Source organism: Yoonia vestfoldensis (assembly GCF_002158905.1).
GTDB classification, from domain to species: domain Bacteria; phylum Pseudomonadota; class Alphaproteobacteria; order Rhodobacterales; family Rhodobacteraceae; genus Yoonia; species Yoonia vestfoldensis_B.
The window spans coordinates 2,452,487-2,477,193 of sequence record NZ_CP021431.1 but is presented as its reverse complement, the minus strand read 5'-3'; the positions used below and the strand labels follow the sequence as shown (position 1 = coordinate 2,477,193).

The window sequence follows — 24,707 nt, the reverse complement described above, 5'->3', positions numbered from 1 at the left end:
AAAGTGATTTCGCTTCGCTACTAATTATCCATGATCAACCAACGTCAAACACCAGACCGCATCGCCGAACTGCTCGTCCATGTCGGCCGCGCTGCGTGCAGTGAGGATCGTGGATCCAGCCTGACGGCGGCGCAGTGGACCTGCCTGCGGTTCTTTGCGCGGGCCAATGGCAGCACCCGCACACCCTCGGGCTTCGCAAGTTTTCAGGCCACGACGCGGGGCACAGCCTCACAGATTATCAAGACCCTCGAGGGCCTTGGCCTTATCACCCGCCAGCGCTCGGACCGCGACCAGCGCAGCGTTCGCCTTGATTTGACTGAAACGGGCCGCGCGATGCTGCTTGAGGACCCACTAAACGATCTGATCAATGTGATCGGGCAGCTTCAGGAAGATGAGCGGGACCATTTCCTCAAAACACTGTCGCGCATGGCCTATGCGCTCGCAGGTTTGAGGGATGTGCCAACCTTTGGTACATGCCAGGATTGCAGCCATTTCACACCTGCCAACGGCAGTGGGTATTGCGCTTGCATGGCATCCGAGCTGGCCACCGACGACATCGACCAACTGTGTGCAAGCTACCAAGGTACCACGCCCAGTATAGTGCCCAAGATGCTGATTAAGGGAGAACCAGATGACCGGGATTGAGACCCCACGAGCGCCTCGCTTGATCGCAATCAGCAGCGGCAAGGGCGGTGTCGGCAAATCGACGGTCACCGCCAATGTCGCCGTCGCCCTGGCCGAGATGGGCCTGTCTGTCGGCGTGGTGGATGCCGATATCTATGGCCCCTCCATTCCGCGCATGCTGGGTGCGGCCACCACACCGCCCGCCATGTCGCCGGATCAGAAGGTGATCCCGGCCGAGGCGCAGGGGATCAAGATCATCTCCATGGCCATGCTCAGCGACGACGACAGCCCCGCGATCCTGCGCGGACCGATGGTGACGAAATACCTGCAGATGTTCGTACGTCAGGTGGACTGGGGCCAACTCGATATTCTGTTGCTCGATCTGCCGCCCGGCACCGGCGACATCCAGTTGACCTTGGCGCAGGCCTTTCCGCTATCGGGTGCCGTGGTGGTCAGCACGCCGCAGGACGTGAGCCTCAAGATCGCTCGTCGGGGCTTGCGGATGCTGGAGCAGGTCAATGTGCCCATCCTTGGCGTGATCGAAAACATGAGCGGCTTCACCTGCCCATCCTGCGGAACTGTGACGCATATCTTTCACCAGGGCGGCGGTGAGGCGATCGCGCAGGAATTGGGCGTGCCTTTCCTGGGGAAGGTGCCACTCGACCCGAATGTGGTTGATTGTGGCGACGAGGGCCGCCCCCTTGTCCGCGCCCACCCTGACAGTCCAGCCGCAACGGCCTATCGCCAGATCGCCGCAACACTGGCCGGATCGGGCGGCCCCGCGCAGGGGATCGCCACTCCCTTTGCCTGGACGCTGGCCGAGGACAGCGGCAAGCCCGCTCCGGCCAATGCAAGCCCTGGCGGTGCAGCCGACCGGCTCGCCGCACTTGATCACGATGCAACAGGTCTCGCTCTGCGCTGGTGCGATGGTACAGAACAGCACCTTTCCGACCGCGACCTGCGCCTTGCCTGCCAGTGCGCCCAATGCCGGGACGAAGTGAGTGGCAAGCGACTGCTCGATCCTGGAACCGTCGCGCTTGACCTCGCGCTGACGCGGGTATGGAGCGTGGGCAACTACGCCCTCGGCCTTGCTTTCAGCGACGGTCATGCCAGCGGCATCTATCCCTTCGCCGCCCTGCGGGCGCTGCGCGGAACGGAGCTGGAAGATGTCTGATCCCTTGCCCCGCCGCCGCATTCAGGCGCAGGCCTCGGGCGCCGATCCAGAGGTGATGGGGTTTACACTTGATGCCGACATCCAGCCCGGACAATCGGCCCGGTGGGAGGGACCGGAGGACGCCCCGCTGGCGCAAGCCCTTTTTGCCCTGATCGGGGTAACCCGTGCTGAGGTGCGTGATGCGACGATCTGGGTGCAAAAGACGCCCGATGCGGACTGGGCGGTGCTCAAGCCCGCGATTGCCGCCGCCATCCGGCAGGTTCTGGATGAAACCGATGCGCCGCTTGGCGGGACCGGCGATGGCGGGGCCGCAGACCCCGATGCCGCCTTGCTACGCGCCGTCGAGGATCTGCTTGAGCGCCAGGTCAACCCCTCCGTCGCCGCCCATGGCGGGCGCATCGACGTCGAGCGCGTCGACGGGAGCACGGTGTTTCTGCGGATGTCCGGCGGCTGTCAGGGCTGTGCAGCGTCTTCGGCCACCTTGCGCCAAGGTGTGGAGCAGATGCTGCGCGCCGCTCTGCCACAGATCACCCAGATCGTGGACGTGACCGATCACGCCTCTGGCGATACGCCGTTCTACGCGCGGGGCGACGGGACCTCTCCGATGTTAAATCGCATGGTACCCGCGGACGCCATTGCTTGGGAAGACGGGCAGATCACGCTTGACCCTGCCTATCTTGCACCACGGCTGGGGTTGTCCCCTAATGCCCTGCGGGAGGGATTTCGCAGCGGCGCGGTGGTCGGTGTGACCGAGACGGGGGAAGGAAGCGATGCCGGCAAGACCCGGATCGTCATCCGCAGCGCCGGCCGTTCCTGGGCGGCGGAAGTGGGCCCAGACGGTGCCGCACGGGAGATCCCGCCGCCCCGCCTGATCGAGGCGTCGGCTGACAAAGAGAAGTCGCTGGCGCGCCAGGTCCGCGAGCATCTCGCGAGCCTCGCGCCGGATTGTGTGCCAATTACCTACGGCGCGTTGGCGCGCGCTCTTGGTTTTTGGATGCCGGGCTCCATCCGAAGGATCACAGCTGCGCTGGAGTCGACGATGCGGGAAGACGCGGACGCCGGTCGCCCCTTCATTGCGGCGCGTGTGGTCAGCCGTGTCGGCGGCCTGCCCGGAAAGGGGTTCTTCGATCTCGCCTACACCCTGTCCCGCGGCCCTCAGGCTGCACAGAGCGAAGAGGCATTTCACGGCACAGAACTCAAACAGTTGGAAGAGGTACTTATCGGCCATCCCACCGAGATACCGCAGGCCGATCCCGCCATTCGATAATCCTGGACATGCATTGCGCATCTGTAACCGGTCTCTTGCCGCCCGGACGCTTGATCCTTTCGGGCAGAGGTCGTGTTGCAAAGATCAGCAGCATCGTAAGACACCTGACCACTACAGCGATCGTGGCAACCGAAATCAAAGACATACAGCCAAGTTGATACTTGAAACATCAACTTCAATATTCTAAAATACATATATCCCATACAGGATATGCCCATGATCACTGGCCCCCAAATGCGTGCGGCACGTACACTTCTCGGTATTGACCAGAAAACGCTGGCCGAGCTTTCCGGCCTGTCCGTGCCAACTATCCAGCGCATGGAAGCAAGCTCAGGCAATGTTCGCGGCGTAGTCGACAGCTTGACAAAAGTCATCGCTGCTCTCGAACTGGCGGGTATTGAGCTGATTGGAGAAGGTGCGCCAAGCTCATCAGGAGGGCGCGGCGTTCGCCTGACATCACCACCCCGAAAAAACTGAACACTCACTCCGCGACGGCGACCGCCGACAACAAGCCGACGATCCCGCCGCACATCAAGACAAGGTGCGGCCCAAATGACAGACCAGACCGAGGCCCCGAGCGACGCGCCAAGCTTCGCCGATCTCTTTACCCCGAAACTCGTGACCGTGCTGCGCGAGGGTTATGGCCTGACTCAATTGCGGACGGACGCCATCGCGGGGCTGACGGTGGCCATCGTGGCGGTACCGCTTTCTATGGCGATTGCCATCGCATCGGGTGCGACGCCGGCACAGGGCCTCTATACCGCTATCGTCGGCGGGTTCCTTGTCTCGCTGCTCGGCGGCTCGCGGTTCCAGATCGGCGGCCCGGCGGGTGCGTTCATCGTTCTGGTGGCCGCCACAGTGGCCGCGCATGGGATGGACGGGCTGATCCTTGCCACCTTCCTGTCAGGCCTGATGCTGGCGGCGGCCGGGTTCCTGCGCCTGGGCACCTTCATCAAATTCATCCCCTTCCCGGTCACTGTCGGTTTTACCGCAGGCATCGGGGTGATCATCTTTGCCAGCCAGATCAAGGACTTGTTTGGCCTGGCGCTGGACCATGAGCCCGGCGCCCTGCTGGAAAAATTCCCTGCACTTTGGGCAGTCCGGGACAGTGTGACGCCCGCGGCGGTGGTTCTTTCTGTTACAACGGTGGGAATCATCCTCGGCCTACGTCGCTGGCACCCACACTGGCCGGGAATGTTGATCGCAGTGGGCGCGGCCGCGGCCGCGACGGCCCTGATTGGCCTGCCGGTTGAGACAATCGGCACCAAGTTTGGCGGCATTCCGTCGTCCCTGCCCATGCCGAGCCTTCCGGACCTTTCGCTGGACAAGATCATGGCTGTGCTCCCCGCCGCCCTGTCCTTCACGCTCTTGGGATCGATCGAGTCGCTGCTGTCGGCCGTCGTCGCCGATGGCATGACCGGGCGGCGGCACCGATCGAACTGCGAACTGGTGGCTCAGGGCGTTGCGAATGTAGGCACTTCGCTGTTTGGTGGCATCTGCGTAACAGGTACCATCGCCCGCACCGCGACCAACGTTCGCGCCGGTGCCCATGGCCCGATGGCCGGGATGTTGCATTCGGTCTTTCTTTTGCTGTTCATGCTGATAGCAGCGCCGCTGGCGGCGTTTATCCCGCTGGCCGCATTGGCAGGCGTGCTGGCCGTTGTCGCCTGGAACATGATCGAGAAACCGGCCATCGCCATTCTTGTCCGCTCGGGCTGGGGCGAGGCGACGGTACTGGGCGCGACCTTCTTCCTGACCATCTTCCGCGACCTGACCGAAGCCATCGTGGTCGGCTTCGCGCTCGGGTCGGTCTTGTTCATCCAGCGGATGAGCAAGACCACCGCCATCGCCACGCATACCCCCTTCGTCAGCCGCGATGAGGCGGACACCGACCACCCCCGCGCGACCTATCAAGAGGATATGGCAGCCAGCCCCGCGGTCGTGGTCTACCGCATCACGGGCGCGCTCTTCTTCGGCGCGACAGCCTCCATCGGGTCGGTCCTCGACCGCATTCAGGACAGCCACAAGGCGCTGATCGTCGATTTCTCGGCTGTGCCCTTCCTCGATTCCACCGGTGCCAACATGATCGAAGGGCTGGCGCACAAGGCGCAGAAACGCAGCGTCGCCCTCTGGCTGACGGGTGCCAGCCGCGACATCCAGAGGGTTTTCGTAAACCACGGTCTGAAAAGGCCGCTCGTGCACTATGCACCCACCGTCGATGACGCGCTCGCGCAGGCCAGCGCGGATAATGATGATCGCCAGGACGCTGCGTGATGCCGGATCGCGCGCAGGAGCGGCGTCACCGTCGCCAAAGGATCAGTCCCGAGGAGCGCCGCCGTTTTGTCCTGACTGCGCTTGAAAGGCCCCGCACTCAAGCCGAATTGCGGGATGCACTCGGCATGAGCAACAGCGGCATTCTCCACCTCCTGCGGCGGCTCGAAAGGGACGGCCTCGTCCGTCCGGCCGAGCGGGTGGCCTGGACCCGGATCTGGGAAAGAGCGCGAGGCTCCGGCTGAATTCATGATAGATGCTGATCAGATGACACAGTTGCGCCAAGATACCTTGCCATTCGATTGGATTGATCTGTTTGAACGTAATGCAGCAGCGGATAAGGCTGGGCTGGATCTGGACGGCGGTCTCAAAGAAGACATCGTCCGTGCGGAGCACCTTACCGGCCTCGGGTGACTGCGCACCACACGCTGCCGATTATGTGCTAGCACCTCGCGGAGTTGAGTTGCTAGGACAGCATCGGATGGTCCCCTTTGTCACCACCACCCATTGACAGGACACAGCGTACAACTGACAGCAAGGCCTGTGTGTCCTTTTTGCTTGGTTTTTTGCCCGTCAGACCAACCCGAAGAGCATAGCCGTCAATCATGTCCAAAATCAGCCCCACGACAGCTGTACGTGACTCCGCTGCCATTCCAAAAGCTTCGTGTTCGCCATTTTGAATCGCAGTTTCAAGCACATCGCTCAGCATCGACCGTGTGCCGCTAAACAGACGGGCGACGGTGGAGTTTCGTAAAGCTTCGGAAGTAATTTCAACCGTCAGCACCGCTGACGTGAGATTTGCGCAGTGTTCAAAATAGCGCGTTACGAAGATGTCGACGGCCTTGTGTGGATCATTGCAATCCGTCACCTCGGCCATCACAGCCGCCAACTCCTCGGCATCGATCTTTGCGATCTCGGCGATCAGGTCATCACGCCCCGGAAAATGGTTGTAAAGGTTGCCAATACTCACCCCTGCTTTCTTCGCGATATCGCGCATACCTGTTCGCGCCAGTCCATCCTCGACAAAACACGACACCGCCGCTTCTATCAAAAGCTCACGGCGCGCGCGGGTCGCTTGCTCGCGGTTGGTCGGCTCCTGTTTGGCTTTCTTGATCATGCTTGACGGTCCTGTATTTCCCGGCTACTCAGTGAACGAACGTTCGTTCTTTTATCATTTGGTGAGTCGTGACGAAAGACTAAATTATGAAACTTCAAAAATATTGGTATCTCGGATTTCTAGGGCTGATCGGGATTTACCACCTGCCTGCTTTGATGGTCACCTTTCAGGGCGATGGATCGTGGTGGGGAATGACGAATGCGCTTTGGTTTCTCTGGTTCGCGAACTTCATCCCAGAACGCCGTAACCCTGACAATACCTAAGCCACCACAACCTGGAGCCACCCATGTCCATTGATAGCCTTGTTGCCCTGTTTGACCTTCACCAGATCATGTGGATCGTTGCTACGTTATTCGTCATCAATATGACGATTACGGGGATCGAGGTTGTGCTCGACCTGACGACACACAAAGAGCGGCGCTGGAAAGACACAGCGGCCAATTGTGCGATCTTCGTCGCCCATCAGGTGATCGAAAAGACAGCGCTCGCCTCTCTCGGGTTTGTGGCTTTGCTACCGTTCTACTACCTCACGCCGCTGACCATCCCAATGACCGCATGGACCTGGCTTCTGGCCGTTCTGGCCGCAGATTTCACCTACTACTGGATGCACCGGCTGGAGCACGAGCATCGCATCCTCTGGGCCAGTCACAGCGTCCATCACAGCTCGGAAGACTACAACCTCACCGTGGGCTTTCGCCTGAGCGTGGTCGAGGGGTTCTTCGAATGGGCCTTCCTGATCCCGATGATCCTGATCGGCTTCAACCCGTTTCAGGCCATTGTCGGTCTGGTGCTGGTCGCCCAATATCAGCATTGGGTGCATACGGAGCGGGTGACGAAACTCGGCTGGCTCGACGAAGTGTTCAACACACCGTCCGTGCATCGCGTCCATCACGGCTCCAACCGTCAGTATCTGGACAAGAATTACGGCGGCATCCTGATGATCTGGGACAAGCTGTTCGGAACCTTCGAGCGTGAAGATGAGAAGGTCGTCTATGGGCTGACCCGCAACATCCACACCAACAACCCCATCAAGATCACCTTTGTCGAGTTCGGCCACATCTGGCAGGACGTCAAGAAATGCCGGACCCTGAAAGACAGGCTACGGATCATTTTTGGCGGGCTGTCGTGGCGACCGGAGTATTTCAGGACAGCCAAACAGGATGCAGACTTGGACACCTCTGCCATGAAGAATGACTAGGCTGCACCAATGAGCCTTAAGCGCCCCATGCTAATGATCAATGCGCTTTTTTTTCGGCTGCGCTCCTTGCGGCAGGCGTTTACGCGGCTCTGATGCTCTGATGCTCTGATGCTCTGATGCTCTGATGCTCTGATGCTCTGATGCTCTGGAGCGCGACAAGACCGGTGTTTGCCGAATCTCCGCCCGACATGCTCGACGGTTTGGTGGCTGGCTGGGCCACCTTGCCGGACATTCCCGGCGCGATCCTGTTCGTCCAGCAGGGGGAGGAGGTCATCAATGCGGGCGCGTCCGGCACATTGCGCAAAGAGATAGAGGTTGCCCTCCGCCGTCTGAACCTCGGCAATGTCTATGTGGAAGAAACCGATAGGATAGCGCTTGAACTGCTGGCGCTTTGGCTTATCACTCGACATCTGATAAGCGCGAGATGCCATGCCACTGAAGGCAACGACGCAGTACCGGCCGTGTCAGGTGCAGGCAAGAAGGCTGAAGATCATAGGCAATCATCCAGCGGCAATAGCGTGTGCCGCCGAAATGCGACGATCATGGCTTCCTCCGCTACGGTGAGAACGGTCGAACGCGGCTCGTTTGGCCCAGTCTTCAAGTCCTCGACCGTCGCACGCTTGCGCCACTTTGCGACAGTTTTGGGGTTGATGCCCAGCTCCTTGCTCAACTGTGCGAGCTAAGCTTGCGATCGATGTATCGTAGCTCTGACAGCATGCGTGGTAGTGGTGCTCCCGTCACGAACTTGTCCCATAATGTTTCCCCTTCCATTCCAACGAAAGGATCGCACCATCAAACCGTGGGATCAAACACTCTCAACACCAGGCTGCTTTCTTCCCCAGTCTGTTATACGTGACCTGATATTTGTTTCAGAAATTATTACTACCCATTCAGGTAGTCGCCTGCGGACCCGACTTGCTTCATCTATCAAGAAATCAAAAAAGGTTCCCCGCTAATGAGCAAACACAGTTGTTTACAAAATATCGCGCGCTCGAATTCATATTTCTACACCTGTGAGCGCACCGCTGGGGGTCTGATCATAGTGGGCAGTCAACTGTGCTTGGCTTTCATGAGAAATGGACCGGTTAACTTTATTATGGCCCTCTGACCAAGCCTATTCGATCCAGCGCACTGAATACCACTGGCGGAGTCCATGAAGAAAGAAGCGCTGTCAGTCATGACCGACTGACGGGCTCACCTGAGTTTAAGACTTCTCGCGCTGATTACTCGCTGCCGCTGGTCGAAAACCAGCAATACCTACCGGCCCATACATCTAATAGGACGAAACCCCAGAGTCCCGGAGGACGCAATGACCCGAATTGCCATGATCGGCGCTGGAATTACCGGTGTCACAACTGCATCAAGCCTTATGGATCGGGGCTATGACGTTACCTTGTTTGACCGCAACCGTTATGCAGCGATGCAGACATCCTTTGCCAATGGCGGACAGCTGTCGGCCTCAAATGCCGAAACCTGGAACCGGTGGTCCACCGTTTTCAAAGGCATGAAGTGGATGATGACACGGGGCGCGCCGCTTTTGGTGAATCCCAAGCCCAGTTGGCACAAGTACAGTTGGATGGCAGAATTTGTCGGCGCGATCCCGCAATACCGCGCCAACACGGTCGAAACGACCCGCATGGCGATCGCTGCGCGCGGTTTGCTGACAGAAAAGGCCGAGCGCCACGGATTTGACTTCGACTGCGAGAACCGCGGTATCCTGCACATTTACACTAAAAAGGCCGAGTTCGATCACGCGACCGAGGTCAACAAACTGTTGGCCGAGGGTGGGCTGGAACGCCGGGCCGTGACACCAGAGGAAGTCCGTCAGTTCGAACCCGCGCTGAGCGGCGATTTTTATGGCGGCTACTACACAGAGAGCGATTTTACCGGCGATATCCATCGCTATACCACGGGCCTTGCCAAATCCATCGAGGCAGGCGGCGCGGTTCTACGCTTTGGCACCGATGTCGACGCGCTCGAAGTCGACAAAAACGAAGTCCGCCTGACTTGGAGCAGGAACAACGAGAGCCAGACAGAAACTTTCGACGCCATTGTCGTCTGTGCCGGTGTGGAAAGCCGGACGATCGCAAAGCAACTCGGCGACCGCGTGAATGTTTATCCGGTCAAGGGCTACTCGATCACTGTCCGTCTGGATGATGCGGAAAGCCAGTGCGCTGCACCATGGATCAGCCTGCTGGATGACGAAGCCAAGGTGGTGACTAGCCGCCTCGGCAAGGATCGCTTTCGGATCGCGGGCACGGCCGAATTCAATGGCTACAACCTCGATATCCGCGATGACCGGATCCGCCCGCTGGTGAAATGGTGCGAACGGTTCTTTCCGGGCGTCAGTACCGAACACGCTGTGCCGTGGGCTGGCCTGCGCCCGATGATGCCGAACATGATGCCGAAGGTCGGGCAGGGCGCGCGTGATCGCGTCTTCTATAACACCGGGCACGGCCATCTTGGCTGGACGCTGTCGGCCGTGACTGCCGAGATGGTAGCTGAAAAGGTCATGACCTCACGCATTGTCAATGCAGCCAAAATCGCAAGCCCGGTCAACCCGGTGCCCATGAAAATGCGGGGGGCTGCCTGATGTATATCCCGACCTACAACGACATGCTTGAAGCGCACGATCGCATTGCCCCGCATATCCGCCGCACGCCGGTTCGGACGTCTGACTATCTGAATGAGGTGGCAGGCTGTCAGCTTTTCTTCAAATGCGAGAACTTCCAGGAACCGGGGGCTTTCAAGGTTCGCGGAGCGGCAAATGCGGTGTTCGGGCTGAACCAGCGTCAAGCCGCGAAGGGTGTCGCGACGCATTCCTCGGGCAATCATGCCTCGTGCCTCAGCTATGCGGCCATGCTGCGCGGCATTCCGTGCAATGTTGTCATGCCGCGCACCGCCCCCCAGGCCAAGAAGGACACCGTGCGCCGCTATGGCGGCAAGATCACCGAATGCGAGCCTTCGACCTCGTCGCGCGAGGCGACTTTTGCCGGGGTGCAGGCCGCGACCGGGGGCGATTTCGTTCATCCCTATAATGATCCGCGCGTGATCGCGGGGCAGGGAACCTGTTCCAAGGAATTCATGGAGCAGGCCGACGGGCTGGATATGGTTGTGGCACCTATCGGTGGCGGCGGCATGATTTCCGGCACCTGCCTTACGCTTGCCACCCTCGCGCCTGAAACCAAGGTGATTGCGGCCGAGCCTGAACAGGCTGACGACGCCTATCGCAGCTTCAAGGCTGGCTACATCATCGCGGACGATGCGCCGCAAACCATCGCGGACGGGCTACTTGTGCCGCTCAAGGATCTGACCTGGCACTTCGTGTCGCGCCATGTCTCGGAAATCTACACGGCATCTGAGCAAGAGATCGTGGACGCGATGAAGCTGATCTGGAAGCATCTGCGCGCTGTCATGGAACCCTCAAGCGCGGTGCCGCTCGCGACCATTCTGAAAAACCCGGACGCATTCCGCGGCAAACGCGTTGGCGTCATCATCACCGGCGGCAACGTCGATCTGGACAAACTGCCCTGGGTGCTGGGCTGAAAAGGAGATTTTCGATGAAAGACATAATTGATTTTGACGCCTATGAAGTCGGTTTCGACATTCCCGCCAAACCCGGAATGGACGCGGCGGACATCCAGACGCCCGCGTTGGTGCTGGACCTAGACGCGCTGGAGCGCAACATCAAGAAGATGGGCGATTACGCCAAGGCGCATGGCATGCGCCACCGCGCCCATGGCAAGATGCACAAGTCGGTTGACGTGCTGAAGCTTCAGATGGAACTGGGGGGTGCTGTCGGCGTCTGCTGCCAGAAGGTGTCCGAGGCAGAGGTTTTCGCCCGCGCGGGCGTCAAGGAAATCCTTGTCTCAAACCAGGTGCGTGACCTCGTCAAGATCGAACGGCTTGCGCAACTGCCAAAGATGAGCGGCGGCGAGGTCATCGTCTGTATCGACGATGTGGCCAACGTCGCCGACCTGTCCGCGGCGGCAACAAAACATGGAACGAACCTGGGCGTCTTCATCGAGATCGATTGCGGCGCGGGGCGTTGCGGCGTCACCACGACCCCGGCAGTTGTCGAGCTTGCACGCGCCGTAAAAGCGGCTGAAAGCCTGACATACAAGGGCATCCAAGCCTATCAGGGCGCGATGCAGCACATCGACAGCTTTGAGGATCGCAAGGCCAAACTGGACGCGGCGATTGCACAGGTCTCGGACGCTGTCGAGACGTTGAAAGCCGAAGGGATTGCAACTGAACTGGTCTCGGGCGGCGGCACGGGGTCATATTATTTCGAGAGCAATTCGGGCCTCTACAACGAACTTCAGTGCGGCTCCTATGCCTTCATGGATGCCGACTATGGCCGGATTTTGGACAAAGATGGCAAGCGGATCGATGCAGGCGAATGGGAAAACGCGTTCTTCATCCTGACCAGCGTGATGAGCCATGCCAAGGCCGACAAGGCGATCTGCGATGCAGGCCTCAAGGCGCAGTCGGTCGATAGCGGCCTGCCGTTCATCTATGGGCGCAACGATGTGGAATACATCAAATGCTCGGACGAGCATGGCGTGATTTCCGACCCCAATGGCGTGCTGAAGGTGAATGACAAGCTGAAGCTGGTGCCCGGCCACTGCGACCCGACCGCCAACGTGCATGATTGGTACGTAGGTGTCCGGAACGGCAAGGTCGAATGCGTTTGGCCCGTGTCGGCGCGCGGCCGCGCATACTGATTGCACGGATCATCAAGCGGGCCGGTCATGTCGGCCCGCAACTTATCAAGGAGACCACGCCATGCTGATCGTACCCGAACGGGACATTGCCGACCTCATTACCCGCAAGGCCGCTTTCGACGCCGTCGAAAAGGTCTTTGCCGCCATGGCATCCGGTGCCGCCTACAACTTTCCGGTTGTTCGCGAGTCGTTGGGGCATGAGGATGCGCTTTACGGTTTCAAAGGCGGGTTTGACCGCGCCGGTTTGATGCTTGGCCTCAAGGCGGGGGGCTACTGGCCGAACAATCTTGAAAAGCGCGGGCTGATCAATCACCAGTCCACTGTGTTCCTCTTTGATCCCGATACGGGCAAACCCACTGCGATGGTGGGTGGCAACCTTCTGACTGCGTTGCGGACCGCTGCGGCATCCGCGGTGTCGATCAAGCATCTGGCCCGCCCCGATGCATCGGTGATTGGCATGATCGGCGCGGGCCATCAGGCGACGTTCCAGCTTCGCGCCGCATTGGAACAGCGCCCGTTCAAAAAGGTGATCGGTTGGAATTACCACCCCGAGATGTTACCCAACATTGAAAAAATCGCAGCCGAGGCCGGGTTACGCTTTGAAGCCGTGGACCTGCCGGGTATGGGCGAGGCGGATGTGATCATTTCGATCACCTCCGCCTTTGCGCCCTCGCTTATGGCTGACCACGTCAGCTCTGGCACGCATATCGCTTGCATGGGCACCGATACGAAGGGCAAGCAAGAGGTGGAAGCAGCGCTTTTGGCCCGCGCGCGCGTTTTCACGGATGAAGTCACGCAATCCATCACCATCGGCGAGGCGCAGCATGCGGTTGCGCAAGGACTTCTGGCCGAAAGTGACATCGTGCGGCTGGGTTCAGTGATCAACGGCAGCGATCAGGGCCGGACATCGGACACGCAGATCACTCTCTTCGATGGCACCGGAGTGGGCTTGCAGGACTTGGCAGTCGCAGCTGCGGTGGTCGATCTGGCGGTTGAAAATGGGCTCGCAATCGAGGTCGACTTCTGAGCTGTTGTGAACATAAAAGCAAGATTGAACACTTTCGGTTCTATCGGGAGTGATACTCCCTCCTTGCCTTATCGCGTTATAAAAAAGAAAACAAAGATGGTGCGCACACTTTCTGAATAGGGTTTGACTTACGGTTCGAATGCCCAATACGAAAATTAACAGTTGGGAATATTAACTGCCAACCCACCCAAGGCTGTTTCCTTATATTTATTGCTCATGTCCGCACCGGTTTGGCGCATCGTCTCTATACATGAATCTAGCGGAACCAAATGCTGACCATCACCGCGCAGCGCAAGCGAGGCCGCAGAGATCGCCTTTATTGCTCCCAACCCATTGCGCTCAATGCAAGGCACTTGGACTAACCCGCGTACGGGATCGCACGTCATCCCAAGATGATGTTCCAGCGCAATCTCTGCTGCGTTCTCTATCTGCTCTGGTGTACCACCCATAACAGCGCATAAGCCTGCAGCGGCCATAGCGGAAGCACTACCAACTTCAGCTTGGCAACCTGCCTCGGCACCAGATATCGAGGCATTGAACTTGATCAGCCCCCCGATTGCAGAAGCGGTCATCAGAAAATCTGGCACCCCTGCGCTGGTTGTTCCCGGGACATGGTCCAGCCAGTAACGGATCGTGGCGGGAACAACCCCTGCCGCGCCATTGGTAGGGGCAGTAACGACTTGCCCGCCAGCAGCGTTTTCCTCGTTCACCGCCATAGCATAGGTGGAAATCCAGTCGTTGATGACGTGCGGCGCAGTTAGGTTAATGCCATGTTCAGCCCTTAGCGTTTCGTGAATCGCCTTGGCGCGGCGTCGGACCCGCAACCCGCCAGGCAATTCTCCTTCACCTTCAAGTCCACGGTCGATGCATCGGCTCATGACCTTCCAAATTCGAATCAGTTCTTTATCCAATTCAGCATGTGGTTTGAGAGCGCATTCATTCTGGCGCTTCATTTGCGCTATAGTCAGGCCGCTTTCGGCTGCCATTTCCAGCATCTCATTCGCGGATTTGAAGGGGAAGGGGACGGGCGCGCCAACATTAACTTCGCGTCCTTGCGCAAGTTCCTCTTCGGTCAGAACGAAGCCACCACCGACTGAATAGTAGGTCACCTGCGTAATCACATCGCCCTGCGCATCGCAGCCTTTGAGGATCATGCCATTTGCGTGGCCAAGTAAAGGTGGCCCGTAATCAAACTCAAGATCATCCCTAGGCTGGAACGTCAACCGCCCAAGCCCCTCGGGTATCACATAACCTTCGACTTTGATGCGGGCCAATTCAGCTTCTGCCAGCGCGGCATCGTAATCATCGGCACGGAAACCCGACAAACCTAGGATAACCGCGCGGTCAGTGGCATGACCGACCCCAGTAAACGCCAGAGAACCATGCAAAGAGGCACGCAACCCTGCAACGGCGAAAGGCTGCGCGCGCAGATGGTCCAGGAACCGTGCGGCAGCGACCATCGGGCCGATCGTGTGCGACGATGACGGGCCGATGCCGATCTTAAACATATCAAAGACTGAAACAAACATGTGACCGGCCCCCAAAGATCAACCGTTCAACGGCACGTAAGTTTCGAGCATGCCAAACGCCTCGGGGCCAAATTGTTTCAAGGCGGCAGGGCTTTGCATGATAGGAGGCACCCCCACGGCCATGACAACGACACGTTGGCCAAAACGTAGCGTTTCGTTGGTAATTGGGACGGCTGTCTCCGCATCCAGAATGGAAATGATATCGGGAACAATGGCCAGAAGTGTTTCATTGGACTTGGCGCACAGATTCTCGTTCTGGAATGAGATCGTGCAGGGCGCACCTTGACCATCATCCGGCGCGATCTTTACTGTGCCCATTGTAAACCCCTGTTTGGTCTGACGCTCCAGATCCACAATCTTTCCCGAAAAGATGCGTTTGGCTTTCCCATAGCTGGTGGTCGCGATGAACGTCTCCAACTCTTCGAACGGATCCTGTTTTCGGCTCCGCGCTGTCCGGATAATGTGACCAATCTTGCGGGCAAGCGTCAGGGTATGCTTGACGGAAGCACGCCTGACTTGCGTTCCGTCCATCGGATAGGCAGACCAATAAGCGGTCCCCCCCATACGGATCGTAATACCGCGGGCGATCCACTCCATCCGGTGGTGATCCTCCGTCTGGATCAACGCATAGTCTCCTTTTTCGTCCGCAATCGCCATCGGCGTTCCCGCCACACCTTCGATCGCAAAAGTTTCCATCTGGATTTCCGGAAATGCGCGGCCTTGTCCGTCGCCATCAACGACAGGAATGCCAAGCCGCGCACCGACAAATAGCGGTATAGTCGAATTAATCCCGCCAACTTCTGTCGGCATGGTGGCGGTTGCTTTGCGGCCAAGCGCTTTCTCAACGGTTTGCAGGGCCCTAATGGCTTCTTCACCCGACGGAATTTTCTCCAACAGAACTGTTGGCGCACCCATCATTGCCGTAGGAATGACGAGGGCATCATCATCCAGTGTGTCCGGATCGACTATTTCAATTCGGCGGCCTGCACGTAGTTCCTCCTTGATCATCAGCCCCCCGATATAGGGATCGCCGCCTCCGCCTGCGCCAAGAAATGCAGCGCCTGTGCACAGGTCATCAACGTCTTCCAATTTCAATTCCATTTTCGATCTCCAGTTAAACAGGCAAGTTGCCGACAGCCTTCACACGAAGGCGCGACGGGTTCCCGGGAAGATAGCTGATCGGCACCTGTTCAACCTCGATCACTTCGACAGATTCGGGGATCGCACCGGCCTTGATCGCATTGTTTCTGGCCTCCTCTCGCGCGTCCTCCATAACCTGTTCGCGGTTGGCTTCAGTAATCGAGGTGACTTTCTCTACCTCACCCGAAACCTGCGCAATAGCGGCACCCACTGCATTTGCGACGGATGAGAACTCCGGTCGCAGCACCTCGGATACGCCCTGCACATGCCAGTCCACAAGGATTGAACCCCCGCCAACCACCAACAATGGCAGATCACGTGCTTCGGTTTTCATCTTGTCTACGTTGGCCTCGATCAGACGTATCATCTCAGTCCGTGCGGCTTTGATCGTGGCGGCACTTATTGATTTGACCAGCGCAGCATCACCAACATCAGCCCAGCCACCCGCCACGGCAATATCCGTCGAAGTTAACGTGTCACCCCCGAAACAAAGCGCGCGTTGCGTTAGCTCATAGCCAACGGAGTCAGGCCCGAGCCGTTTTCCGTCGTCTCTAACGATCGTGCCACCACCAAGACCGACTGCGAGTACGTCAGGCATACGGAAATTGGTTTTAACCCCGCCCACGTCAACGAAATGAGTCGATTGTCGCGGAAAGCCCTTTCGCAGCATTCCGATATCGGACGTCGTACCGCCGATATCCACAACCATTGCATCTCCGATGCCTGCCAGATGCGCAGCACCCCGCATCGAATTTGTAGGTCCTGACGCAAAGGTCAGCACGGGATAGCGCTCTACGTCTTCGACCCGCATCAGCGTCCCATCGTTCTGGCTGATAAACAGTGGAACTACCAAACCCAGTTGCTCCAAAGCTTTTCGAAAGGCCGTCACAACATGCACGGCTAAGTCGGCCAATGACGCATTGATGATGGTAGAGTTTTCACGCGGTAAAAGTCCGAACTGTCCCAGTTCTGCGCTCAAAGATATCGCCATATCCGGAGCTTCATTGCGAATGATCTCAGCGGCGCGGCGCTCCATCTCGCCGTTCATTGGCGAGAAAACTGACGTAACTGCTGCGGTCTTCAGTCCCCTTTTCGCCCATTCACGGGCCGCTTGCGCTACCGCTTTCTCGTCCAGCGGAGCGATTTCCCGACCGTCAAATTCGTAGCCCCCACCGACAAGGACAGTATTGCGCCCGACCGCCTCGACAAGGTCAGCAGGCCAGTCAGTGAGCGGTGGAATTGCGGAGGTTGCCGGCAACGCCAGTCGGATCACACCAACCGGCAGCAAAGATCTCCTCTCAATCACTGCATTGGTGAACTGCGTGGTGCCGATCATTACGCAATCGATATCGCTCGCCTGAGCACCAGCGCTTTCCATAGCAGCGGTTATCGCTGCTACCACCCCCGACTGGACGTCTTTCGTGGTCGGAGATTTCTTCCAACCCGCCACCCCAGCCGACCCCATCACGACAGCATCCGTATTGGTGCCGCCTACGTCTACACCGATCTTCATGTTTCTTATCCTTGAAAAATTTTGGGGGCTATCGCAGCACGACACCGCTTTCGGGACGCCAATAAAGCGAAACATCCGCGCCAGGGGGAAGTTGCGCCAAGTCGGGTCGGTTGGGGACTTCGACGTTCAACCGCTGGCCCATGGTTTCAACCAGATAGCGCCGAATGGAACCCTGATAGACTTCATCGATGACACGGCCTTCCAGCTTGGGCGTCTCATCGGGTGTTATTGGCTCCAACCGGATCTGTTCCGGACGGATCAATAAGGCAACTTCTTGATCCGTTTGCCCTGAAGCTTCTGGAACGGGAACCTTGACACCGCCAACCATGACACCGCCGTCAGCCAAGCGTCCTGACAGCAGGTTCGACTCTCCAATGAATTCCGCGATGAACCGGGAGTTGGGATGTTCGTAGATTTCAACCGGAGAGCCGATCTGCAATACGCGACCCTCATTCATAATGGCGATCCGATCTGACATGGTCAAAGCTTCGGACTGGTCATGCGTCACGTAAATTGTTGTGATACCGACGGACTTCTGGATATTCTTGATCCAAAATTTCATTTCTTCGCGCATTTTTTTATCAAGTGCTGAAAGCGGCTCATCCAGCAACAGGATTTCTGGTTCGATGACCAGAACACGCGCGAGTGCGACACGTTGTTTCTGTCCGCCAGAAAGCTCACGTTCGTAGCGTTCACCGTAACCCGACAGACCAACCTGCTCCAGCGCGGCATCAACCTTGCGCTTGATCGTTGCACGGTCCTCGCGGCGCTCAACCAACCCGAATGCAATATTGTCAAATACAGTCATGTGCGGAAAGATGGCGTAGTTCTGGAAGACGATGCCAATATCGCGCGCCTCCGGTGGCAATGTCGTTATATCACGACCATGCACGCCGATCCTGCCAGTTGAAGGCGCGATGAAGCCCGCCAGCATTCTCAGCGTTGTCGACTTACCGCAACCTGATGGACCCAGAAGGGAAAAGAATTCGCCTTGCTCAATCTGGAGATTCAGCTCCTCGACGGCAACCGTCGCGCCAAAACTTTTTGTAACACCTTGGAAATTTACGAATGACATTGCGGGCTCCAATTGGGGTGGCAGGCCAGTTCGCTGGCCTGCCAGGTAGGTTCAAAGACCAAAAATCTGGTTCAGTCGGTCAGTGATCTCGAGCTTGTTCTCAACAAAGAAATCCCAGTCAGGCACCCAGAATTCATTGACCGCTTCTGGTGAGTTGGTCACACCTTCCTCGGCAAGTGCAGCGGTAATCGTTGCTTCCGAGTTGGTGGGACGCCAAAGGAACTCATCCCCGAACGCGTTCATGAATTCTGGGCTGAGCGTTCGGTTGAGAAGCGCAAATGACAGTTTCTTTTGCATCGGATCCGCATAACGGCTGATCGTCTTAGTTTGGGTGATGATCGGTTTGCTATCCCATTGCCAAACATCCACCGGAACGCCTTTACGCTTGAGCGAAAGCGCCTCTCCTTCGATGTGGACTGCAACGTCCACTTCACCGCGTTCGATCAACGAGAGCATGTTGAACGTAAACTCCGAGATCTTCATCGGCATGGCGTCTTCCAGGGCCTGGAAAGCGGCGTTCATGTCGTATTGATCCGCGCCGAACTCTTTGGCTGTGGCCATGAAGAACGCATGCATCAGACCGTTTTCAGCGTGATAGGTTCCGCGTTTCCCGGCGAAACGGGACTGCCAGAAATCACGGAAGCCTGTAACGGGGTCTCCCATATCTGTGCGGTATGCATAGACGTAAGGCATATAGGCCCAAGTCACGCCTGCACCACTGGCAAATGCAAAATCCCAGCAGTTGGCGGTATTGGGAACGTTTTCACGAATTTCATCGACAGACAGGAAATAGTCGCCTGCCTGTTTTGTTTGGGTTAGCTCTGGAAGATTCCAGTTTGCCATATCATAGGCCGGATCCTGTGGACCGCGGGTCACGAACTTGGGAAACCACGGGAAAGAACTGTCCCAGTTGATGGTGCAGTTGAAATCCTTTTCAAACTGGTCGGTCAGTGCACCGCGCACGAATTCCTCCCAGCCGCCGCCCCACTCCCCGATTGTTAGCGTGGCGCCGCCGGCATCGAAGACGCCGCCGTCATAGGATACGTCCTGAGCCCAGGCGTGGTTAATGAATGGCGCTTGAAGGACCGATGCTGCACCGAGTGCTGCACCGCCTTTCAAGATTGTCCGACGAGTTGGTGCAATTAACTTGCGTGTCATTTTTTGGTTCTCCCTGTTGATTGAGGACACGAGGTAGTCAGTCTTGCTAGCGTTCCAGCAACTTTCGAATATTCACGAGACGGTTGGTCAGCAGGACCGAAGCAATCACAAGCGTGATGGCAAAGATGCCGGCGGCAGCTGCCGAAGGGTCGGATTTGTAGCGCAGCGAATTATACATCGCGATCGGCAGAGGTTCTGAGTTGGGCGACGACAGGAAAAGGGAAACCTCGAACTGTCCAAAGCTGACGATAAAGGCAAAGATGGAACCGGCCTGAATCCCCTGGCTGATATTGGGCAGCGTGACCTTACGAAACGCCCGCCACGGCGAGGATCCCAGACTGCGCGCGGCCTCTTCGAGCGACACGTCATAGGCGGCCAGAGCGGCACCGACCGTGCCGATCACATACGGCGTGGAATAGAGAATGTGCCCTATCCAGAGACCCCAGATCGTACGAGACAGTCCAATGCCTGTTGAGATGTAGAAGGCAAAGAGCGCAAAGCCCACAACCACCCCGGGTAGCACGACTGGCGACAGGAAGAATGCCCGCATCGCGCCCCTGCCGACGATATCGGTGCGGCTCAGGAAAAGCGCGGCCGCGGTTCCAAGAACCGTCGACACGATCATCGTCATCAGTGCCAACTGAAAGGAAAAGAAAAAGGCCGACAAGTATTTTTCGGACTGCAGGAAGGCTGCGATCCAGCGCAGACTGAAACCTTGGGGTGGGAACGTCAGAAACTCTCCGGCGGTCAGGCCCGCCAAGACCACAACAAAGATGGGTAAGAGCATGTAGGCAAATCCAGCGATCGCCAATATCATGATAGGTAGGGGAATTTTGCGTTCCATCAGGCGAGCCCTCCAGATTGACGGTTTCCAAGGCGCAGGTAGACCGCCACCGCCCCGGCGCTGAGCAGGAAGAGGATTACTGCAATCGTAGCGCCAAACTGGAATCGCGCTCCGTCGGCTACCTGTTGGAAGATATGGACAGGTAGGACACCAACGCGGAAGCCACCCATCAATGCGGGAACAATGTAGGATGAAATCGACAGAGAGAAGACAAGCAGAGATCCCGCGAGGATACCGGGCATCGACATCGGCAACGTGACGCGGAAAAAAGCGCGGCGACGCGATGCACCTAAGCTACGGGCCGCTTCCTCAAGGCTGGGGTTGATTCCCCGGATAACGCCCATGAGGGTCAGGATCATGAAGGGGAGCGCGAATTGCACAAGGCCGAGAACTACACCTAGGAAGTTATACATCAGCTGCAGTGGACTGCCCTCACTTCTCAGACCAAGCCCAACCAACATCTGGTTAATCAATCCATTGTCGCCAAGGATGACCATCATTCCGTAGAGCCGGATCACCATGTCTAGTTGCATTGCAGCAAGGACAAGGATCAGCAAAAATGTATTTCGTGCAGGGCTCTCTGTCTTTGCGATGACGAAGGCCATAGGATAGGCGATGACCAAGGTCACCGCAGCAACCACCACCCCCAGCATCATTGAGCGCCCAGCCGCCATCAAGTAATTTGAGCGACTGAAAAAGCGGATGTAGTTATCAAATGTCAGTTCAGTCGTCACAGAAACTTGGCCAAGCGTTTGCGGATTGAACGAACTGGCAAACATCAGACCAACGGGAATGACAAAGAAGACAAGAAAGAAAATCATCAGCGGGACGACAAGCAGCCACTTCAGTCGCGCTTGATGAAATGTTGATTGTGGCACAGTCAACTGGGTCACAGCCTTGCCTCCGGTTGCATCAGTTCATTGAGATCTTTCCACGCTTCAAATCCGCAGACCCGTTTGCGTTCCGGTTTGGGCAGGCCAGATCCACCCTGGGGGATGGCGGCCAGTGCGGCACGAACCGCATTCGGCAACGGATCGATTATCTTACTTGCTGCAATTCCGAGCGCCTCAGCGACGGGCACGGCAAATCCCAGCATACCTGTGCAGCCAAAGACAATGGCTTCAGCGCAATCCTCTGAGAACACTTTTCGACATGCCTCAATGGTCTTGGCAATAGCAACATCACGATCATCTTCAAGCTCCAACACAGGGACGCCGATGCCACGAACAGACGTCAACCGGTCAGCAAGGCCATGCCGCAATGCCAAGGCATGGAACATAGGTGCCTGCCGATCAAGAACTGTCACAATGCTGAAGCGCCCAAGGGCAGCTGCAGCTTCCAAGCCTGCAGCACCCGCACCGACCACCGGAACTGAAACTGCCTCACGCACAGCAGCCAGCCCAGGATCAAGCATACAGTCGATCACGATCGCCTGCGCGCCGCCTTTTTCAGCCTTAATGGCAGCATCTACAACACCAGGCGCTGCGAGGACTTCGTCGACGGCGGACTCGACAGAAGCGGGTCCCCTGGTCAGTAAGCGGGAGCTAAGTTGACAGTCGAGCTCTATCAACTCGCTCAGGGAGCTATCATCGCGGAAGCCCTCAGAGATAAGGGGCGTGATAATATGTACTCGGTTTTTCGTAGCCATGCTTCAATCACCCCCTTGGTTGGAAGTAGGATGAAACAGTCTAGCTCAGCAGGCGACTACCCAATGGGGTAGTTAGGTATCAAGCCATCCGAGATCTCTGGCCCGCTGAACTGCTCGGCCTCGATTGTCGGCATCAAGATCGCGAAATATTTGCTTTAAATGATACTTAACTGTGTTGTCAGAAACGCCCATAATGCGGGCTATTTCCTTGTTGGCGTGCCCAAGAGCCAAAAGTTCGATATAGCGATGGTGTAAGTCAGCAACGTCACTTTTCTCCTGCCCTGGATTAACTCGGCCTTGAGTTACCCAATATTGCATCATCTCACTCAGCCTGCGGCGTTGAGAACGCGTGGGTCGGACGGAAACATAGTCACCATCCAAAGCTGCTTGAACGATGAACCGCATCTGCGGCCCTTCATCGAGTATGAAACGATAGAATGGTTGCTCGCCAAGAAGTCTGATAGCGCTCAGAAGGCTGGTAGTCGCCTCCATACGACTACCCAACTGCCAGTGTGCCATTGCAGCAACCACCCGTAGCTTGGCAAGTGAAAGCAACTGACCTCGCCGAATAGCCAAGTCCTCTGCCGGTGCTATAAAAGAAAGTGCGTCCTGAGATCTCCTATTTCGCACCATGAGCCGCGCAACAGCAACAAACGTCGTACCCTGCCGAAAAGCCAGATCCTGGCTCTCTTCCAGCTGTGATCTGTCGGTTGATACTCCTATTTCACTGAGCAAGTTCGTTGCAGCACGAAGTTCGTCGGACAAGGTGAGGGCTCGCACGCGCTCGACCTGCATTAAGCGATACAGACGCGGCATGGCTCTATCTTGCGCCATCTGTTCAGCATGGGAGAGGGCTTCAAGTGCACCTGGCAGTCCGGACTCTGCGAAGGCCAGTCGTGTGCTGACGCGGTAAGCGGCTGTCAAGATGTCAAACCACGCGTCCTTATATTCCACATGATTGAACGCCGTGCGAAAAAGCAGCTTGGCTTGCTCAAGATCGTTGGCTTCATAGGCCACTTCTGCGCGCAATATTCGCGCAACAGATATCAACCATTGAGCCTGCCCAGGCAGACGTCCAAGCTGCGCTTCCATGCTTCGCAGCACGTCGTTCGCACCGTCCAAATCACCACGCATCAATCGGATTTGTGCCAGATGCGTGTGAAGGTGCATTGCACCAAAATCCGCTTTGCCATCAAGATATGCTCTTATCGCCTGTTCCGCGTATTTTTGAGCGAGGTCAAAATCACCCATTTGAAGCGCGATATTACAAAGGTGGTTACAGGCCAGGCCCCGACCGATATGGTCCCCTTCGGCAACATTTTGCCGTACTATCCTCATGCGCTCCAGATCGCTCTGGGCAAACGATCTATCCTCGTAAACTGCTAGGTGCATGTCAACAAGATCGATGTCTACGGCGAGTTCGGGGTTAGACTGGGCCATCGTCTCAAAGGCACTTTTCCATCGTTGGAAATCATTTCTTGCCTTGACCGTCGCCCCGCTCTTGGCCTCAGAAAAGATAATTCCGAGGACCGCCTCGGGCCACATTTGCGCAAGTTCGTCGCTGATCGCTTGGCCCGCTTCCAACGGTTCATGCGCCATTCGCATGAACAATCTCCACCCCCCAGAGTCGCTAATTTCTGCAATTGATAGTCTACTAGAAGGAATCGGATTGATTGGGACTTTCGGCATATGCTTTCACCAGCGTGTCTTTTTTACATTTCTTTGAAGCACCCGCAGCAAGATCCGCTGTCGCGTAGCCTTTAATTCCGAGGTCCGTTGCGTAGGTGCATATTTTTGCCATTAGAGTCGAAATTAGGGAGCCATCTAGCGGCATTCTCTCGTTTTTCGGCACTGATCTACTCGAACTCTGTCTCATATATGTAGGTAAGAAGATCGGTTTTGGGGTGCAACATCTTACATTAGAGGACAACGCATAATCATTGATTTTGTAGGTTTTCTCATCTTCACATTGAATGAAGCTTGGCACGCGCTCTCGCCGCCATGGTTTCTTAAGTGCTTCGACTTCTCAACCGGTTACGCCATTTGGTAGTTCAAATGCGCCACATTCGATAGCGCCCATGCCCGGTCATCTCGCGGACCAGCCCCCGCGATTCCATCCAAGCAAGGTTGCGCTGAACAGCCGCGCGGCTGACGCCTGTCAAGGCCTCGGCCATCGGAGCAGATACAAGGGGCCATTCGGTCAGCACGGCGCGCAAGGCACGCGGGGATCGAGCAGCCTTCGGCGATAAAGGCATCGAGCAGCCAGTCCGCGCGCGCCGCTGAGGCACCATGAACCAGCACCACGCGCTAACCGAGTCCGGCCAGATCTGGAACTGCCCGCCGCCCCTCGCCTCGGCCGAAACGGATTTCGGTGGCAGTGGCGAATGAAAAGGCG

23 protein-coding genes and 2 pseudogenes are annotated in these 24,707 nt (G+C 57.3%); 13 read left to right on the top strand and 12 right to left on the bottom strand.

Annotated features, from left to right (window positions below):
- Nucleotides 1–30 precede the first annotated feature (30 nt).
- From LOKVESSMR4R_RS12355 to LOKVESSMR4R_RS20210, 7 genes are all read left to right on the top strand, one after another.
- Nucleotides 31–645 (top strand): MarR family winged helix-turn-helix transcriptional regulator, encoded by a 615-nt coding sequence (locus tag LOKVESSMR4R_RS12355; protein ID WP_087208822.1) that lies wholly within the window; start codon nt 31–33, stop codon nt 643–645.
- On the top strand, nt 632–1,798 hold the full coding sequence (locus tag LOKVESSMR4R_RS12350) for a P-loop NTPase (protein WP_087208821.1): 1,167 nt from the start codon (nt 632–634) through the stop codon (nt 1,796–1,798). The genes LOKVESSMR4R_RS12355 and LOKVESSMR4R_RS12350 overlap by 14 nt, the downstream gene beginning before the upstream one ends.
- Nucleotides 1,791–3,065 carry a DUF6522 family protein gene (locus LOKVESSMR4R_RS12345; RefSeq protein WP_087208819.1) on the top strand — a complete coding sequence of 425 codons (1,275 nt, stop codon included), beginning with the start codon at nt 1,791–1,793 and terminating at the stop codon, nt 3,063–3,065. The genes LOKVESSMR4R_RS12350 and LOKVESSMR4R_RS12345 overlap by 8 nt, the downstream gene beginning before the upstream one ends.
- A gap of 216 nt (nt 3,066–3,281) precedes the next feature.
- Nucleotides 3,282–3,542: a helix-turn-helix domain-containing protein gene (locus LOKVESSMR4R_RS12340; protein WP_087213149.1), complete on the top strand. Its 261-nt coding sequence runs from the start codon at nt 3,282–3,284 to the stop codon at nt 3,540–3,542.
- A 75-nt stretch (nt 3,543–3,617) separates the two neighbouring features.
- A complete protein-coding gene (locus LOKVESSMR4R_RS12335; protein ID WP_087208817.1) occupies nt 3,618–5,339 on the top strand; it encodes a SulP family inorganic anion transporter in 1,722 nt (573 codons plus the stop codon).
- Nucleotides 5,339–5,581 carry a winged helix-turn-helix transcriptional regulator gene (locus LOKVESSMR4R_RS12330; protein WP_087208815.1) on the top strand — a complete coding sequence of 81 codons (243 nt, stop codon included), beginning with the start codon at nt 5,339–5,341 and terminating at the stop codon, nt 5,579–5,581. Before LOKVESSMR4R_RS12335 ends, LOKVESSMR4R_RS12330 begins: the two co-directional genes overlap by 1 nt.
- A gap of 22 nt (nt 5,582–5,603) precedes the next feature.
- Nucleotides 5,604–5,750 (top strand): hypothetical protein, encoded by a 147-nt coding sequence (locus tag LOKVESSMR4R_RS20210; protein ID WP_157898212.1) that lies wholly within the window; start codon nt 5,604–5,606, stop codon nt 5,748–5,750.
- Nucleotides 5,751–5,802: 52 nt separating this feature from the next.
- Here LOKVESSMR4R_RS20210 and LOKVESSMR4R_RS12325 read toward each other — a convergent pair whose 3' ends face one another.
- On the bottom strand, nt 5,803–6,453 hold the full coding sequence (locus tag LOKVESSMR4R_RS12325) for a TetR/AcrR family transcriptional regulator (RefSeq protein ID WP_087208813.1): 651 nt from the start codon (nt 6,451–6,453) through the stop codon (nt 5,803–5,805).
- An 86-nt stretch (nt 6,454–6,539) separates the two neighbouring features.
- Between LOKVESSMR4R_RS12325 and LOKVESSMR4R_RS20465 the strand changes: the two genes are divergently transcribed.
- A complete protein-coding gene (locus tag LOKVESSMR4R_RS20465; protein ID WP_087208811.1) occupies nt 6,540–6,716 on the top strand; it encodes a hypothetical protein in 177 nt (58 codons plus the stop codon).
- Nucleotides 6,717–6,739: 23 nt separating this feature from the next.
- Nucleotides 6,740–7,651, top strand: coding sequence for a sterol desaturase family protein (locus LOKVESSMR4R_RS12315; protein WP_087208808.1), 912 nt, complete (start codon nt 6,740–6,742; stop codon nt 7,649–7,651).
- Nucleotides 7,652–7,953: 302 nt separating this feature from the next.
- On the opposite strand, the pseudogene LOKVESSMR4R_RS20585 reads toward LOKVESSMR4R_RS12315, so the two are convergent.
- A pseudogene (locus LOKVESSMR4R_RS20585) lies at nt 7,954–8,405 on the bottom strand (IS481 family transposase); the annotation flags it as partial.
- Nucleotides 8,406–8,960: 555 nt separating this feature from the next.
- Here LOKVESSMR4R_RS20585 and LOKVESSMR4R_RS12305 point away from each other — a divergent pair.
- The 4 genes from LOKVESSMR4R_RS12305 to bhcD all read left to right on the top strand — a co-directional run bounded on the left by LOKVESSMR4R_RS12305 (nt 8,961) and on the right by bhcD (nt 13,405).
- Nucleotides 8,961–10,244: a D-amino acid dehydrogenase gene (locus tag LOKVESSMR4R_RS12305; protein WP_237331780.1), complete on the top strand. Its 1,284-nt coding sequence runs from the start codon at nt 8,961–8,963 to the stop codon at nt 10,242–10,244.
- Nucleotides 10,244–11,197, top strand: coding sequence for a beta-hydroxyaspartate dehydratase BhcB (gene bhcB / locus LOKVESSMR4R_RS12300; protein WP_087208806.1), 954 nt, complete (start codon nt 10,244–10,246; stop codon nt 11,195–11,197). The genes LOKVESSMR4R_RS12305 and bhcB overlap by 1 nt, the downstream gene beginning before the upstream one ends.
- Before the next feature lie 14 nt (nt 11,198–11,211).
- Entirely contained in the window at nt 11,212–12,378 is a 1,167-nt protein-coding gene (gene bhcC, locus LOKVESSMR4R_RS12295) for a 3-hydroxy-D-aspartate aldolase BhcC (protein ID WP_087208804.1), read from the top strand.
- Nucleotides 12,379–12,439: 61 nt separating this feature from the next.
- A complete protein-coding gene (gene bhcD / locus LOKVESSMR4R_RS12290) occupies nt 12,440–13,405 on the top strand; it encodes an iminosuccinate reductase BhcD (protein WP_087208802.1) in 966 nt (321 codons plus the stop codon).
- 155 nt (nt 13,406–13,560) lie between these two features.
- On the opposite strand, the gene LOKVESSMR4R_RS12285 is transcribed toward bhcD, so the two are convergent.
- The 10 genes and pseudogenes from LOKVESSMR4R_RS12285 to LOKVESSMR4R_RS12240 form a co-directional block, all read right to left on the bottom strand.
- Nucleotides 13,561–14,934, bottom strand: a complete 1,374-nt coding sequence (locus LOKVESSMR4R_RS12285; protein WP_087208800.1) for an L-serine ammonia-lyase — start codon at nt 14,932–14,934, stop codon at nt 13,561–13,563.
- Nucleotides 14,935–14,952: 18 nt separating this feature from the next.
- Nucleotides 14,953–16,035 carry a DUF917 domain-containing protein gene (locus LOKVESSMR4R_RS12280; RefSeq protein WP_087208798.1) on the bottom strand — a complete coding sequence of 361 codons (1,083 nt, stop codon included), beginning with the start codon at nt 16,033–16,035 and terminating at the stop codon, nt 14,953–14,955.
- A gap of 13 nt (nt 16,036–16,048) precedes the next feature.
- Nucleotides 16,049–17,587 carry a hydantoinase/oxoprolinase N-terminal domain-containing protein gene (locus LOKVESSMR4R_RS12275; protein WP_087208796.1) on the bottom strand — a complete coding sequence of 513 codons (1,539 nt, stop codon included), beginning with the start codon at nt 17,585–17,587 and terminating at the stop codon, nt 16,049–16,051.
- A 28-nt stretch (nt 17,588–17,615) separates the two neighbouring features.
- Nucleotides 17,616–18,662, bottom strand: coding sequence for an ABC transporter ATP-binding protein (locus LOKVESSMR4R_RS12270; RefSeq protein WP_087208792.1), 1,047 nt, complete (start codon nt 18,660–18,662; stop codon nt 17,616–17,618).
- A 51-nt stretch (nt 18,663–18,713) separates the two neighbouring features.
- On the bottom strand, nt 18,714–19,820 hold the full coding sequence (locus LOKVESSMR4R_RS12265; RefSeq protein ID WP_087208790.1) for a substrate-binding domain-containing protein: 1,107 nt from the start codon (nt 19,818–19,820) through the stop codon (nt 18,714–18,716).
- A gap of 46 nt (nt 19,821–19,866) precedes the next feature.
- Nucleotides 19,867–20,664: an ABC transporter permease gene (locus tag LOKVESSMR4R_RS12260; protein ID WP_087208788.1), complete on the bottom strand. Its 798-nt coding sequence runs from the start codon at nt 20,662–20,664 to the stop codon at nt 19,867–19,869.
- On the bottom strand, nt 20,664–21,557 hold the full coding sequence (locus tag LOKVESSMR4R_RS12255) for an ABC transporter permease (RefSeq protein WP_204248667.1): 894 nt from the start codon (nt 21,555–21,557) through the stop codon (nt 20,664–20,666). The genes LOKVESSMR4R_RS12260 and LOKVESSMR4R_RS12255 overlap by 1 nt, the downstream gene beginning before the upstream one ends.
- The gene (locus tag LOKVESSMR4R_RS12250) at nt 21,554–22,312 is read right to left on the bottom strand and encodes an aspartate/glutamate racemase family protein (RefSeq protein ID WP_087208784.1); all 759 of its coding nucleotides are present in this window, start codon (nt 22,310–22,312) and stop codon (nt 21,554–21,556) included. Before LOKVESSMR4R_RS12250 ends, LOKVESSMR4R_RS12255 begins: the two co-directional genes overlap by 4 nt.
- A gap of 72 nt (nt 22,313–22,384) precedes the next feature.
- A complete protein-coding gene (locus tag LOKVESSMR4R_RS12245; protein ID WP_087208782.1) occupies nt 22,385–24,001 on the bottom strand; it encodes a LuxR C-terminal-related transcriptional regulator in 1,617 nt (538 codons plus the stop codon).
- 362 nt (nt 24,002–24,363) lie between these two features.
- Nucleotides 24,364–24,543 (bottom strand): annotated as a pseudogene (locus tag LOKVESSMR4R_RS12240) (helix-turn-helix domain-containing protein); the annotation flags it as partial.
- Between the last annotated feature and the right edge of the window lie 164 nt (nt 24,544–24,707).